Origin of the sequence: Cupriavidus sp. SW-Y-13 (assembly GCF_009793345.1) — a bacterium.
Taxonomy (GTDB): domain Bacteria; phylum Pseudomonadota; class Gammaproteobacteria; order Burkholderiales; family Burkholderiaceae; genus Cupriavidus.
Genome location: NZ_WHLX01000001.1, coordinates 3,044,051 through 3,056,566, shown reverse-complemented (window position 1 = coordinate 3,056,566; position 12,516 = coordinate 3,044,051). Strand labels below are relative to the sequence as shown.

Annotated in this window: 14 protein-coding genes; 10 read left to right on the top strand and 4 right to left on the bottom strand. The window is 64.1% G+C overall.

Annotation, left to right across the window (positions count from 1 at the left end):
• Positions 1 to 70: 70 nt before the first annotated feature.
• Positions 71 to 1,000, bottom strand: coding sequence for an octaprenyl diphosphate synthase (gene ispB, locus GA566_RS13670; RefSeq protein WP_137923396.1), 930 nt, complete (start codon positions 998 to 1,000; stop codon positions 71 to 73).
• Positions 1,001 to 1,509: 509 nt separating this feature from the next.
• Here ispB and rplU point away from each other — a divergent pair.
• The 4 genes from rplU (at position 1,510) to proB (ending at position 4,610) form a co-directional block, all read left to right on the top strand.
• A complete protein-coding gene (gene rplU / locus GA566_RS13665) occupies positions 1,510 to 1,821 on the top strand; it encodes a 50S ribosomal protein L21 (protein ID WP_008647259.1) in 312 nt (103 codons plus the stop codon).
• Between the two features lie 51 nt (positions 1,822 to 1,872).
• Complete coding sequence (gene rpmA, locus GA566_RS13660) at positions 1,873 to 2,133, top strand: 50S ribosomal protein L27 (protein ID WP_071015560.1); 261 nt, start codon at positions 1,873 to 1,875, stop codon at positions 2,131 to 2,133.
• Between the two features lie 211 nt (positions 2,134 to 2,344).
• Positions 2,345 to 3,442, top strand: a complete 1,098-nt coding sequence (obgE, locus tag GA566_RS13655; RefSeq protein WP_160472982.1) for a GTPase ObgE — start codon at positions 2,345 to 2,347, stop codon at positions 3,440 to 3,442.
• Positions 3,443 to 3,491: 49 nt separating this feature from the next.
• Positions 3,492 to 4,610 (top strand): glutamate 5-kinase, encoded by a 1,119-nt coding sequence (proB, locus tag GA566_RS13650; RefSeq protein ID WP_137923355.1) that lies wholly within the window; start codon positions 3,492 to 3,494, stop codon positions 4,608 to 4,610.
• A 103-nt stretch (positions 4,611 to 4,713) separates the two neighbouring features.
• Here the strand turns inward: proB and GA566_RS13645 are convergent, their stop codons facing one another.
• Both GA566_RS13645 and GA566_RS13640 read right to left on the bottom strand, forming a co-directional pair.
• Positions 4,714 to 5,304 carry a CNP1-like family protein gene (locus GA566_RS13645; RefSeq protein WP_137923354.1) on the bottom strand — a complete coding sequence of 197 codons (591 nt, stop codon included), beginning with the start codon at positions 5,302 to 5,304 and terminating at the stop codon, positions 4,714 to 4,716.
• Positions 5,297 to 5,992 carry an RNA pyrophosphohydrolase gene (locus tag GA566_RS13640; protein WP_137923353.1) on the bottom strand — a complete coding sequence of 232 codons (696 nt, stop codon included), beginning with the start codon at positions 5,990 to 5,992 and terminating at the stop codon, positions 5,297 to 5,299. Before GA566_RS13640 ends, GA566_RS13645 begins: the two co-directional genes overlap by 8 nt.
• 194 nt (positions 5,993 to 6,186) lie before the next feature.
• Here GA566_RS13640 and GA566_RS13635 point away from each other — a divergent pair, with 194 nt between their 5' ends.
• The 6 genes from GA566_RS13635 to GA566_RS13610 all read left to right on the top strand — a co-directional run bounded on the left by GA566_RS13635 (position 6,187) and on the right by GA566_RS13610 (position 11,909).
• Positions 6,187 to 7,908 carry a proline--tRNA ligase gene (locus tag GA566_RS13635; protein ID WP_160472981.1) on the top strand — a complete coding sequence of 574 codons (1,722 nt, stop codon included), beginning with the start codon at positions 6,187 to 6,189 and terminating at the stop codon, positions 7,906 to 7,908.
• Between the two features lie 49 nt (positions 7,909 to 7,957).
• The gene (locus GA566_RS13630; protein WP_137923395.1) at positions 7,958 to 8,698 is read left to right on the top strand and encodes a lytic transglycosylase domain-containing protein; all 741 of its coding nucleotides are present in this window, start codon (positions 7,958 to 7,960) and stop codon (positions 8,696 to 8,698) included.
• Complete coding sequence (locus tag GA566_RS13625; protein ID WP_160472980.1) at positions 8,695 to 9,621, top strand: 2OG-Fe(II) oxygenase; 927 nt, start codon at positions 8,695 to 8,697, stop codon at positions 9,619 to 9,621. Before GA566_RS13630 ends, GA566_RS13625 begins: the two co-directional genes overlap by 4 nt.
• A 7-nt stretch (positions 9,622 to 9,628) precedes the next feature.
• Positions 9,629 to 10,426, top strand: coding sequence for an AraC family transcriptional regulator (locus tag GA566_RS13620; RefSeq protein WP_160472979.1), 798 nt, complete (start codon positions 9,629 to 9,631; stop codon positions 10,424 to 10,426).
• Between the two features lie 99 nt (positions 10,427 to 10,525).
• Positions 10,526 to 11,164 carry a LysE family translocator gene (locus tag GA566_RS13615; RefSeq protein WP_160472978.1) on the top strand — a complete coding sequence of 213 codons (639 nt, stop codon included), beginning with the start codon at positions 10,526 to 10,528 and terminating at the stop codon, positions 11,162 to 11,164.
• 112 nt (positions 11,165 to 11,276) lie between these two features.
• Positions 11,277 to 11,909: a LysE family translocator gene (locus GA566_RS13610; RefSeq protein ID WP_160472977.1), complete on the top strand. Its 633-nt coding sequence runs from the start codon at positions 11,277 to 11,279 to the stop codon at positions 11,907 to 11,909.
• A gap of 33 nt (positions 11,910 to 11,942) precedes the next feature.
• On the opposite strand, the gene GA566_RS13605 is transcribed toward GA566_RS13610, so the two are convergent.
• Positions 11,943 to 12,485: a hypoxanthine-guanine phosphoribosyltransferase gene (locus tag GA566_RS13605; protein ID WP_137923347.1), complete on the bottom strand. Its 543-nt coding sequence runs from the start codon at positions 12,483 to 12,485 to the stop codon at positions 11,943 to 11,945.
• Positions 12,486 to 12,516 lie beyond the last annotated feature (31 nt).

Here is a 12,516-nt window from a genome sequence, read left to right as displayed (position 1 = left end):
TTCCGGAGGATGGGAAGGCCCTTTCTCAAGAAATTCGGCAGGGCGCCGTGCGTCGTCCGGCCCGTCTCTGTCAGCTCTGGCGTTGCAGCGAGAAGGCGCAGAGTTCGATCAGGGTGTCCTTGAGCGGCGAGTCGGGGAACTGCTTCGCGGCGGCTGCGGCGGCCTCGGCCTCGCGCTGGGCGGCGGCAAAGGTGATGTCGAGCGCGCCGCTGGCATGGATGGCCGCGAACACGGCGTCGAAATGCTCTGTGCCGCCCTGGACGATGGCCTCGCGTGCCAGTTCGCGTTGTTCTGCCGTGCCGTGCTCCAGCAGGTGCAGCAGCGGCAGGGTAGGCTTGCCTTCACGCAGATCGTCGCCGGCGTTCTTGCCCATCTGTTCGGCGCTTGCCGTGTAGTCGAGCATGTCGTCGATCAACTGGAAAGCCGTGCCGATGCGGCGGCCGTACTCGGCGGCGGCCTCTTCCATTGCGGCGTCGGCACCGGCCAGCACGGCACCCAGTTGGGCCGAGGCTTCGAACAGTTTGGCCGTCTTGTAGCGGATCACCTGCAGGTAGCGCTCCACGGTGACGTCCGGGTCGTGCATGTTCAGCAGCTGCAGCACCTCGCCCTCGGCAATCACGTTGGTGGCGTTGGAGAGAATCTCCATGATGCGCATGCTGCCGGCGTCCACCATCATCTGGAAGGCGCGGGAGTAGAGGAAGTCGCCAACCAGTACGCTGGCGGCGTTGCCGAACACGGCATTGGCTGTCTGGCGGCCCCGACGCAGTTCGGACTCGTCCACCACATCGTCGTGGAGTAGCGTGGCGGTGTGGATGAACTCCACCACGGCGGCCAGTTCGTGATGGCGATGACCTTCATAGCCAAATGCCCGCGCGGAAAGCAGCAGGATCACCGGACGCAGGCGCTTGCCGCCCGCACTGATGATGTATTCGCCGATCTGTTCGACCAGCGGAACCTCCGACGACAGGCGTCGGCGGATAACGGCGTCAACGGCGCGCATGTCGGCAGCGACCGGGGCAAGCAAGGCAGTGGCGGAAGACTGGGACAAGATCAGATCACCGATTCGCGAAACCGGGGGATTATATGCGATGCGCGTTGGTGTATGACGGTTCCCTTCCGGCGACCGAGTGGTTCCTCGGGCGGGTTAGTCATGATGTGGGGCGGGGTACCGTGCATCTATAATGCCGCGCATGGACAAGCCTCGATCGACTCGACCGCAGGTCCGTCGCACCGCCTGGTGGGTGGCGTTCGCTGCCCTGGCCGGGTTTCTGCTGGCCGACCTGACCTGATCCGCGCAACCTCGGTGTGCGCCTCCCGCCGCAGCCTGTGCTCCGGCTGGCTATCTCGTTGTTTTCTTTGCCTTTTCTGTAAACAGCGCTATAATCCCCGGTTCCTTCGGTCGCGTCTACGTGCGCGCACCGTTTGCGGCGCACGAAACGGCGCCGGCTCGGGCGGCTTCGGCCGTCGGGGCAGCATTCCTCGTTTCATTCATACATGAGAGGTTCGACAATGTACGCGGTCGTAAAAACCGGCGGCAAGCAATACAAGGTTGCTGCTGGCGAAAAACTTAAAGTAGAACAGATACCGGCTGACATTGGCGCAGAAATCACGCTGGACCAGGTGCTCGCAGTGGGCGCTGGCGACCAAATCAAATTTGGTACGCCGCTGGTGAGCGGGGCTTCCGTCAAGGCTACCGTTATCGCCCAAGGTCGTCACGACAAGGTGAAGATCTTCAAGATGCGCCGTCGCAAGCACTACCAGAAGCGTCAGGGCCATCGTCAGAATTACACCGAACTGCGCATCGAAGCCATCGTGGCCTGAGCCTCGGCTCGGACACAGGCAACATCGCAATAGGTCAACTGGAGTTAAGACATGGCACAGAAAAAAGGCGGCGGTTCCACGCGGAACGGCCGTGATTCGGAATCGAAGCGTCTGGGCGTGAAGGTGTTCGGTGGTCAGGCTATCAACGCCGGCGGCATCATCGTTCGTCAACGCGGCACGCGTGTTCACGCTGGCGATAACGTGGGCGTGGGCAAGGACCACACCCTGTTCGCGCTGGTGGACGGCCACGTGCAGTTCGCCGTCAAGGGCGCTGCCAAGAAGCAGCAAGTCAGCGTCGTCCCGGCGGCCTGATAACAGCCTTTGCAGCACGAAAGGCCCCGCATCGCATGCGGGGCTTTTTTTGTTTTGAGAACGCTACCCAAACGATTCTGGCGTTGGGGCACGGCCTTGCCGTAACATTTACTGTCTGCGGCCACGTCTGGTCCAGAACGCCTCGCTCCGTTTTGGCAGCGTTTTCGGTCGGCAACTTGCTTGCCGGAACCTCCTCGGAAAGAAAACTAATATGAAGTTCATCGACGAAGCTCGTATCGAAGCGATCGCCGGCAATGGCGGCAACGGAAGTGCTTCGATGCGTCGCGAAAAATTCGTGCCGTTCGGCGGCCCCGATGGTGGTGACGGTGGGCGGGGCGGCAGCGTATTCGCGCAGGCCGACCGCAATATCAATACGCTGATCGATTTCCGCTACGCCAAGAAGCACGTGGCGAAGAACGGCGAGAACGGCCGTGGGGCAGACTGCTACGGCGCGGCTGGCGAAGACATCACGCTGCGCATGCCCGTGGGCACGCAAATCATCGACATGGATACCGACCAGGTCCTGGCCGACCTGACCGAGCATGGTCAGTTGGTGTGCCTGGCCGAAGGCGGCATCGGCGGCTGGGGCAACCTGCACTTCAAGTCGAGTACCAACCGCGCGCCGCGCCAGCAGGTGGACGGCAAGCCCGGCGAACGCCGCATGCTGAAGCTCGAGCTGAAGGTGCTGGCGGACGTGGGCCTGCTGGGCATGCCCAACGCGGGCAAATCGACCCTGATCTCGCATATCTCGAATGCCCGCCCGAAGGTGGCCGACTACCCGTTCACCACGCTCCACCCGAACCTGGGCGTGGTCCGCGTGGATCATGAGCAGTCATTTGTCGTGGCCGATATTCCTGGCCTGATCGAGGGCGCCGCCGAGGGTGCCGGGCTGGGTCACCAGTTCCTGCGCCACCTGCAGCGCACTGGCCTGCTGCTCCATATCGTGGACCTCGCCCCGTTCGACGAAGCGGTGGACCCGGTGGCGGAGGCCAAGGCCATCGTCAACGAGCTGAAGAAGTACGACGAATCGCTGTACGAGAAGCCGCGCTGGCTCGTGCTGAACAAGCTGGACGTGGTGCCCGAAGAGGAACGCGCAGCCCGCATCAAGGACTTCATCAAGCGCTACAAGTGGAAGGGTCCGGTGTTCCATATCTCGGCGCTGACCGGCGAGGGCTGCCGCGAACTGATCTACGCGATCAAGGATCACCTGGTCGCGTTGAAGGCCGAAGAGGCCGCAGCGCTGGCCGAGCCCGATATCCGACTGGACGACCGTTTGCACAACGTCGAGCGGGACGGATCCGAAGGCTGAACCGGCACCCGCCAATCATCATAAGCACCACCGGAGACAGGACCCCGCCATGCAATCGGTCATCGCCCAGGCAAAACGCATCGTCGTCAAAGTAGGTTCGAGCCTGGTTACCAACGACGGCAAAGGGCTGGATCACGATGCCATCGCACGCTGGGCGGCGCAGATTGCCAAGTTGCGCGGCACGGGCAAGGAAGTGGTGCTGGTCAGTTCGGGCGCCATCGCCGAAGGGATGCAACGGCTGGGCTGGTCGCGGCGTCCCAAGGAAATTCACGAACTGCAGGCTGCCGCCGCCGTGGGCCAGATGGGCCTGGCGCAGGTCTACGAAAGCCAGTTTGGGCGCTATGGCATCCGTACCGCGCAGGTATTGCTGACCCATGCCGATCTGGCGGATCGCGAGCGCTACCTGAATGCACGCTCCACGCTGCTGACGCTGCTGGGGCTTGGCGTGGTGCCGATCATCAACGAGAACGACACCGTGGTTACCGACGAAATCAAGTTCGGCGACAACGATACGCTCGGCGCACTGGTCACCAACCTGATCGAAGGCGATGCGCTGGTGATCCTCACCGATCAGCGCGGCCTCTACACCGCCGATCCACGCAAGGACCCGGCCGCCCAGTTCGTCGACGAGGCGCTGGCGGGCACGCCGGAACTGGAGGCGATGGCCGGCGGCGCGGGTTCGTCGATCGGTCGGGGTGGCATGCTGACCAAGATCCTTGCTGCCAAGCGTGCGGCCAAGTCGGGCGCGCACACAACGATTGCCTCGGGCCGCGAGCAGGATGTTCTCGGACGTCTGGCGACGGGCGAGGCGATCGGTACGCAGTTGCTGGCACCGACGGGTCGGCTGACCGCTCGCAAGCAATGGATGGCCGATCACCTGCAGTTGCGCGGTCGTGTGCTGATCGACGCCGGTGCGGTGGAGAAGCTGACCGGAGGCGGCAAGTCGCTGCTGCCGATCGGGGTGACCGAGGTGCAGGGCGAGTTCGCGCGCGGCGAGGTCATCGCGTGCGTGGATACGGAAGGTCGCGAGGTCGCGCGCGGCATCACGAACTATTCCAGCGCCGAGGCGCGATTGATCGCACGCAAGCCATCGTCAGAAATTGAATCGGTGCTGGGGCACCTGAACGAGCCCGAACTGATTCATCGCGACAACCTCGTTCTGGTTTGAGATTGACCCGGTAGCGAATCAGCAGCACGCAACCAAGGGATACAAAACAAAACGGCGAGCCAACTGGGCTCGCCGTTTTGTTTTGGCGCAAATCGACGTCAGCTCACGGTCCGGTCCGGCGCGGTGCATATGCCTTCAGGTCGCGGATCAGGCGATCTGGCTTGCCTGCCACGGTGCGCCCATCGCAGAAGTAGTCCCGCGCCAGCGTTGCCGCATAGGCGTTGCGTGCACGGGTCTGCATGCGAATCCACAAGTCGCGTTCCTCGCCCATGTTCGGCACCCAGGCGGGGGCGTCCTTGGGCAGCGTGGCGTAGATGCGACGCTCGAAGGCATCGCAACGCAAGCCTTCGTAGCTGACGTTGCGGCCGCCGCCCGTGCTGGTGATGACCACGGTGTAGCGCACCACGTTGTCATCGCCCACGGAGATGGACTTCTGATCCACGGCGAATCGGAAATTGTCCGACGAGTCGTTGACCGAGAAGGGAATCAGGTCGGCATCCTGGGGCAACGCGGGCAGCGTGGTCTGCTGTTCCTTGAACGGCTTGTCCTCGAACGGATTGACGAAGCCGCTGCTGCTGGCCTTTTCCTCTTCCTCGGGCATGCCCTTGCCGGTGGTCTTGCAACCCGCCAGCACCAGGCAGGCGGTCATGCACAACAGGCCGGCACGAAGGCCCCGGCCGCTGAAACTATTCATCTGAACTCCGTGAGGTGGTTGCCGGACTGGCCGGCGCAACAGATGCGGTCGCCGGCACTTCAGCAGCTTGCGCTGTCGCGTGGATGGTAACCGATGGGGTGTCCGCTGCCGGTTCGACATTGGATTCGTCCGCCACCTGATGCACCGGACGCGCGTCATCGCCATGACGACCTTGGTGACCATGGTGGTGCCCGTACGGGCTCAACGGCACGCGGGCGCGATGCAGGAAGCGTGACAACTCGGTCAGCGCCAGCTGGTACACGTCGCGCTTGAATTCGATGACTGCGTCCAGCGGTACCCAGTACTGGCTCCAGCGCCAGGCGTCGAATTCGGGATGGTCTGAGGCACGCAGGTGGATGTCGCAATCGCGACACACCATGCGCAGCAAAAACCAGATTTGTTTCTGGCCCCTGTAATGGCCGCGGATCTCGCGGCGGATGAACTTGTCCGGCACCTCATAACGCAGCCAGTCGCGCGTGCGACCGACGATCCTGACGTGCTCCGGTAGCAGGCCGACTTCTTCCTGTAGCTCGCGGTACATGGCCTGTTCAGGCGTTTCGCCGTACTTGATGCCACCTTGCGGAAACTGCCAGGAGTGTTCGCCGATTCGCTTGCCCCAGAAGACCTCGTTACGTGCGTTGATGAGGATGATGCCGACGTTCGGGCGAAAGCCTTCACGATCGAGCATGACTGCACCTCGAATCCTTTAGAATTACGACGATTATAAAGGATGCGCGCAACTAGGCCCGCCGCGGGGAATGCTGGTTTTCCCGAGCAAATGGGCAGTTTCAGGCGCGTCCTCTCCAATGGCAGCCCATGGCAGCCGGGCGGGCGGCGCGGTCGGAACGACCCGCCGTGCCCGGTCTTACGAGAAAGCAACGCATGAAAGCCTCGCAATTCTTCATTTCCACCCTCAAGGAAGCACCCGCGGACGCGGAAATCGTGTCCCACAAGCTGATGATGCGCGCCGGCATGATCAAGAAGCTTGGCGCCGGCATCTACAGCTACATGCCGGTGGGGCTGCGCGTGATCCGCAAGGTGGAGAACATCGTGCGCGAGGAAATGAACCGCGCTGGTGCGGTGGAACTGTCGATGCCGGTCATCCAGCCGGCCGAGCTCTGGCAGGAAACGGGTCGCTGGGACAAGATGGGCCCGGAACTGCTGCGCCTGAAGGATCGCCACGAGCGCGATTTCGCCGTCCAGCCCACGTCCGAGGAAGTGGTGACCGATATCGCCCGCAGCGATATCCGCAGCTACAAGCAACTGCCGGTCAATTTCTATCAGATTCAGACCAAGTTCCGCGACGAGCGCCGTCCCCGCTTCGGGATCATGCGCGGCCGCGAATTCACGATGAAGGACGCGTACTCGTTCGACCGTGACGTGGAGGGCCTGAAGGTCTCGTACCGGAACATGTACGACGCCTACACGCGCATCTTCCAGCGTTTCGGCCTGGAGTTCCGCGCCGTGGCGGCCGACAACGGCGCCATTGGCGGCTCCGGTTCGCACGAGTTCCACGTGATTGCAGAGACTGGCGAAGACGCTATCGTCTATTGCCCCACGTCGGAGTACGCGGCCAATATGGAAGCTGCCGAGGCCCTGCCGCTGCAGGCCGAGCGCGCTGCACCGGCCGAGGAACTGAAGAAGACCTCGACGCCCGAGAAGGCCAAGTGCGAGCACGTGGCCGAGTTCCTGGGCATCCCGCTGGCAAGCACGGTCAAGTCGATTGTGCTGGCCACCGAGGGCGATGCGGGCGTGCAGATCTGGCTATTGCTGATCCGTGGCGACCACGAACTGAACGAAGTGAAGGCATCGAAGGTGCCGGGCCTGACTGAGTTCCGATTCGCCACCGAAAGCGAGATCGTCGACACGTTCGGCTCGCCCCCGGGCTACCTCGGCCCGATCGGCACGAAAAAGCCAGTCAAGCTGGTGGCGGACCGCACGGTGGCCAACATGGCCGATTTCTGCTGCGGCGCCAACGAGCGCGATTATCACTACACGGGTGTGAACTGGGGCCGCGACCTGCCCGAGCCCGTGGTGGCGGATCTGCGCAACGTGGTGGCTGGCGATGCTTCGCCGGACGGCAAGGGCACGCTGGAAATCTGCCGCGGGATCGAGGTGGGCCACGTGTTCATGCTCGGCACGCGCTACTCGGAATCGATGCGCGCCACGTATCTCGACGAGAACGGCAAGACCCAGCCGATGCAGATGGGCTGCTACGGCATTGGCGTGACCCGTATCCTGGGCGCGGCAATCGAGCAGAACTACGACGAGCGCGGCATCATCTGGCCGGCCGCCATCGCCCCGTTCGCAGTGGTGGTGTGCCCGGTCGGTTATGACCGCAACGAGGCCGTGAAGGCCGAGGCGGACCGTATTCACGCCGAACTGCTGGCCGCCGGCGTCGACGTGATTCTGGACGATCGTGGCGAGCGCCCGGGCGTGATGTTTGCCGACTGGGAGCTGATTGGCGTGCCGCACCGCGTGGTGGTGGGCGACCGTGGCCTGAAGGAAGGCAACGTCGAGTACCAGGGCCGACGCGACGTGCAGGCGACGCCGGTCGCCGTGGCCAACGTGGTTGCGCATGTGCGTGGCCTGCTGGCCGGCTGATCGGTCGCCTATCGTCATGCGCCTGGTGTTTCGTCAATCTGCTCTCACGATGCCGCGCCGCTGGTCTGCGGCGCTCGCCGCGGCCTTGCTACTCTGTGCCGTGGCGATGCCCGCCCATGCCGGCGCGCAGAAGGAGGAGGCACTCGCCGATTCCGTCCGTGGCGCGCTGGCCGCAGCCATCGCCGACAACCGTCCCGTGCGCCCGACGTTTGCGTCAGGCGGCGAGAAGATGGGCTACCTGAAGTGGCTCGGGGAGATGTCGGTGCGGCTGGAGTCGCGGATGCCGAACCCGCAGGCGCGCGTCGAGCTGATCGAATCCGTCTATTACGAAGCCAAGCGCGCGGGACTGGAGCCATCGCTGGTGCTGGGCCTGGTGCAGGTCGAGAGCGGTTTTCGGAAGTATGCGATCAGCTCGGCGGATGCGCGCGGGTTGATGCAGGTGATGCCGTTCTGGGTGCGCACCATCGGCGACGGTGACACGCGCAAGCTGTTCCATCTGCAAAGCAACCTGCGCTACGGTTGCACGATCCTGCGCCACTACCTCGATCGCGAGAATGGCGACCTGTTCCTGGCGCTGGGCCGCTACAACGGCAGCCGGGGACGTCCCGAGTATCCGAACGCGGTGCTTGCCGCATGGAAGCGCTGGCAGTACTCGGAAGCCACCGTGACGATTGCTGGCGATCCCGATGGCGCGGCGCCGGTTGTCAATACGCCGTCGCGCCGAACGCTGCCGCCGGAACTGCCCGCGCGCAATCCGTTCTCGCCGCAGCGGCTGGCCAATCCGTCATGACGCGCGAGCATCGCACGGGCTATAGCGCTTCGTCGCCCGAGCTTGAACAGTGGTTGCGTCGCCATATCGATCAGGGCTTCGACGCCGAATCGCTGGTGCTGTCGATGCTGCGCTCGGGGTACGACGCCGGGTTTGCTCGCGATACGGTGAATGCTGCGCTGGGCCATCGTGCGCCGATCCGGCCAACGCCGGCGCAGGCGCCCATGCCGATGCAGGCCCGGCAGCCGATGCTTCAGCCTACCGCCGGGGCAACTGCGCAGGCGATGCCTGAGGCCGGTGCCGGCAGCAACGTCTTCCGCCACGAAGGACGCGAGATTCCGATCCTCTTCGCACTCGAAGCGCCGCGCATCCTGCTTCTGCAGAACCTGCTCGACGGCACCGAGTGCGACGCGCTGATATCGCTCGCAAGAGACCGGCTGCATCGCTCGCCGGTGGTCAATCCCGATACCGGTGCCGAGAACCTGATCGACGCCCGCACCAGCATGGGCGCGATGTTCCAGGTGGGCGAGCACGCGCTGATCGAGCGGATCGAGGCGCGCATCGCCGCAGTAACGGGCCTGCCCGCCGACCATGGCGAGGGCCTGCAGATCCTGAACTACAAGCCCGGCGGCGAGTATCAGCCGCACTTCGATTTCTTCAATCCGCAACGCCCTGGCGAAGCGCGCCAACTGCGCGTCGGTGGTCAGCGCGTTGCCACGCTGGTGATCTACCTGAACAGCCCGCCAGCAGGCGGTGCCACGGCGTTTCCACGACTTGGACTCGAAGTCGCACCGGTCAAGGGCAATGCGGTGTTCTTCAGCTACAAGCTCCCCGACGGTGGACTCGACGAGCGCACGCTGCACGCGGGGTTGCCGGTGGAGTCGGGCGAGAAGTGGATCGCCACCAAGTGGCTGCGCGAACTGCCGTATCGCAGCAAGCCTTGAGCCCGTCATGACGGCCAAGGCCACCCGATACTGGTTCGATCCTGCCTTGCCGATGGTCGAGAGTCGCAGTGCCTGCGACAGTCGGGCCGCCTATCTTCCGCATACCCATCCCACGGTCTCGGTTGGCGCCGTCGACGCTGGCCGGAGCGTCTTTACCCACGACCCGTACGTCACGCGACTCGCGCCGGGCGCAGTGGTCTGGGTGCCGGCTGGTTGCGTCCACGCGTGTAATCCCGAGCCCGATGCAGCGTGGAGCTACCAGATGATCCATATCGAAGCGGCCTGGGCCGATGCGGTGCTCGACGAGGCCGGTCGGGCCGGGCTGCGGCGCATCCACGTCACGCATGATGCGGAGGCTTACGCGGCAGTCTGCGCGCTGAATGCCGTGCTGTTTTCCGATAGCGATCCCGTGGAAAAGGAATCGGCGCTGGTGGCATGTATCGGCGACCTGCAGGAGATGCTCGGCGATGGCATGGATGCCCAACGCAGCGATGCCCAGGACCTGCACGATGTCACCGCAATGCTGCAGTCGCGTCATGACGATCGCCTGCCGCTGGCCGAACTGGCTGCTGTGGCGGGCCTGAGCCGTTATCAGTTGATCCGGCAGTTCCGCGCGCAGTTCGGCATGACGCCCCATGCCTATCAGCTCGACATTCGCATCAACCGCGCGCGACACCTGCTGCGCCAGGGCGACGCACCAGCGGACGTGGCGCAGCAGCTCGGGTTTGCCGATCAGAGCCATTTCCACCGGGCCTTCCGGCAGCGGGTAGCGATGACGCCGGGCGCGTATCAGCGCGTCGGCTGAATCCGCTGAATCCACCGAATCGGGCCGGGCGCAATTTTCTACAATCCTCGCCGCGCCGATCTCTCCAGACTCCGTCCCTTTGCGGCATGGAGTATGGCGATGGAACATTTTCCCTGGCAGCAGTTTGCGATGGTCGCGGGCGCGCACGCGCTGGCATTGTTGAGTCCCGGGCCGGACTTCTTCCTGGTTGTGCGCGCGGCGATGGTCGAGGGCGTGCGGCGCGCCTCGGGCGTGTGCCTGGGCATCGCGCTGGGCAACGGTGTCTATATCGCGCTGGCGATGGCGGGACTCGCGGCATCGGCAGGTGTCAACGGCGTCTTCATCACCTTGCAATGGTCGGGCTGCGGCTATCTGGCGTGGATGGGCTGGCGATTCCTGCGCGCGCACGGGAGTGTAGAGATACTCTCCGACCAGACCGATACCGCGCCGCGCGGCGCTTGGCTCATGCACGTGGGCACGGGCTTTCTCTCGGCTGTGCTGAATCCCAAGAACGGGTTGTTCTACGCGAGCCTGTTCGCCGTCCTCGCCGGGCAGCGCACACCGCTCGCCGCGCAGGCGGCCTATGGCGTCTGGATGTTTGGCGTGGTGTTGCTGTGGGATGTGGCGGTGGCCGCAGCTGTCCGTCATCCGGCGGTGATGCGGCGGTTTGTCCGCTCGGTGCGAACCGTGGAACGGATGACCGGGGTAGTGCTGTTGGGGATGGCGATCGCCGTGGCCGTCAATGCTTCGCGGCACTAGCCTTCCAGAGCACCCGGCCCCGTACCGGCACTTTTTGATCTAACTGTATCGGTACTGTACCGTTCGCCGTCCATAGACTGAGCGCCTGTCCTGATTTTCCTGGAGCGCCGTCATGGCTCTGACCCTTCCTCCCGAACTTGCAGCAAGCACTGGCGCGCTGATGGCCTATGCGGCTTTCGTGCTCGTCTCGTCGATCACCCCCGGTCCCAACAACACGATGCTGCTTGCCTCGGGCGTGAACTTTGGCCTGCGCCGGACGGTGCCGCATTTGTTTGGCATCTGCATCGGCATGGTGATCATGATGATCGTGGTCGGGCTAGGGTTGGGTTCGGTGTTCACGGCGTTTCCGTGGACGTGGAGCGTACTGCGTGTGGCGGCCACGGCCTACTTGGTCTGGCTGGCCTGGAAGCTGGCCACGGCGGGCGGATTGCAGGATCGCGAGGTGGCGCGGCCGATGAGCTTTCTGCGCGCGGCGGCGTTCCAGTGGGTGAATCCGAAGGCGTGGGTGATGGCGGTGGGCGCATGCAGCGCCTATGTACTGCATCCCAATCTGTGGGTCAATGCCGCGCTGATGGCGGCGCTGTGCGGCGTCGTGAACCTGCCGAGCATCACGACTTGGGCAGTGTTTGGCGCCGCGCTGCGGCAGTGGCTGGCGAATCCGCGCGTGCTGCGCGTGTTCAATGTGACGATGGCGCTGTTGCTGCTGGCTTCCCTGTATCCCATCCTCGGCGCCCATCCGCACTGAGCGGGGCGCCGGGAGGGGTGGACAGACTGAGGTTCAGACCAGGGCGCGGATGGCGCCGAGGTTGCGCCAGTAGCCCTTGACGTCCATGCCGCAACCGAAGACGTAGCGATCCGGCACCTTGAAGCCGCAGAAGTCCGGATGCATCGGCTTGAGCTTGGTGAGCGTCTTCTCGCACAGCACGGCGGCGTGGAATTCCTTGGCGCCCATGTCCATGATGCGCTGGCGGATGGCGGCCATGGTCTCGCCTTCGTCCAGGATGTCGTCGAGCACCAGCACCACACGGTCCTTGACCGATTCGCGCGGTGCCACGCGCCACTGCATTTCGCCGCCCACGGTCTTGTTGTTGTAGCGCGAGAGGTGGATGTAGTCGAACTCCAGCGGGAACTGCAGCTTGGGCAGCAGCATGCCGGTGAAGACCACGGCACCGCCCATCACGGACAGCACCAGCGGGAAGGCATCGCCCATCTTCTCCGTGATATCGCCGGCCATGCGGTCCAGCGACTCCTGCACCTCGGCGGCGCTGACGATCTCTTCGGAGCTGGCCCAGAGTTCGCGGGCCTGTTCAGCGGTCATCATATTGTGTGTCCTGTTTCGTAGTGTCTTGCGG

What these genes read in the sequence shown, in the direction of transcription:
- ispB (WP_137923396.1), bottom strand. Translation starts at nt 1,000, where the DNA reads ATGCGCGCCGTTGACGCCGTTATCCGCCGACGCCTGTCGTCGGAGGTT.
- rplU (WP_008647259.1), top strand. Translation starts at nt 1,510, where the DNA reads ATGTACGCGGTCGTAAAAACCGGCGGCAAGCAATACAAGGTTGCTGCT.
- rpmA (WP_071015560.1), top strand. Translation starts at nt 1,873, where the DNA reads ATGGCACAGAAAAAAGGCGGCGGTTCCACGCGGAACGGCCGTGATTCG.
- obgE (WP_160472982.1), top strand. Translation starts at nt 2,345, where the DNA reads ATGAAGTTCATCGACGAAGCTCGTATCGAAGCGATCGCCGGCAATGGC.
- proB (WP_137923355.1), top strand. Translation starts at nt 3,492, where the DNA reads ATGCAATCGGTCATCGCCCAGGCAAAACGCATCGTCGTCAAAGTAGGT.
- GA566_RS13645 (WP_137923354.1), bottom strand. Translation starts at nt 5,304, where the DNA reads ATGAATAGTTTCAGCGGCCGGGGCCTTCGTGCCGGCCTGTTGTGCATG.
- GA566_RS13640 (WP_137923353.1), bottom strand. Translation starts at nt 5,992, where the DNA reads ATGCTCGATCGTGAAGGCTTTCGCCCGAACGTCGGCATCATCCTCATC.
- GA566_RS13635 (WP_160472981.1), top strand. Translation starts at nt 6,187, where the DNA reads ATGAAAGCCTCGCAATTCTTCATTTCCACCCTCAAGGAAGCACCCGCG.
- GA566_RS13630 (WP_137923395.1), top strand. Translation starts at nt 7,958, where the DNA reads ATGCCGCGCCGCTGGTCTGCGGCGCTCGCCGCGGCCTTGCTACTCTGT.
- GA566_RS13625 (WP_160472980.1), top strand. Translation starts at nt 8,695, where the DNA reads ATGACGCGCGAGCATCGCACGGGCTATAGCGCTTCGTCGCCCGAGCTT.
- GA566_RS13620 (WP_160472979.1), top strand. Translation starts at nt 9,629, where the DNA reads ATGACGGCCAAGGCCACCCGATACTGGTTCGATCCTGCCTTGCCGATG.
- GA566_RS13615 (WP_160472978.1), top strand. Translation starts at nt 10,526, where the DNA reads ATGGAACATTTTCCCTGGCAGCAGTTTGCGATGGTCGCGGGCGCGCAC.
- GA566_RS13610 (WP_160472977.1), top strand. Translation starts at nt 11,277, where the DNA reads ATGGCTCTGACCCTTCCTCCCGAACTTGCAGCAAGCACTGGCGCGCTG.
- GA566_RS13605 (WP_137923347.1), bottom strand. Translation starts at nt 12,485, where the DNA reads ATGATGACCGCTGAACAGGCCCGCGAACTCTGGGCCAGCTCCGAAGAG.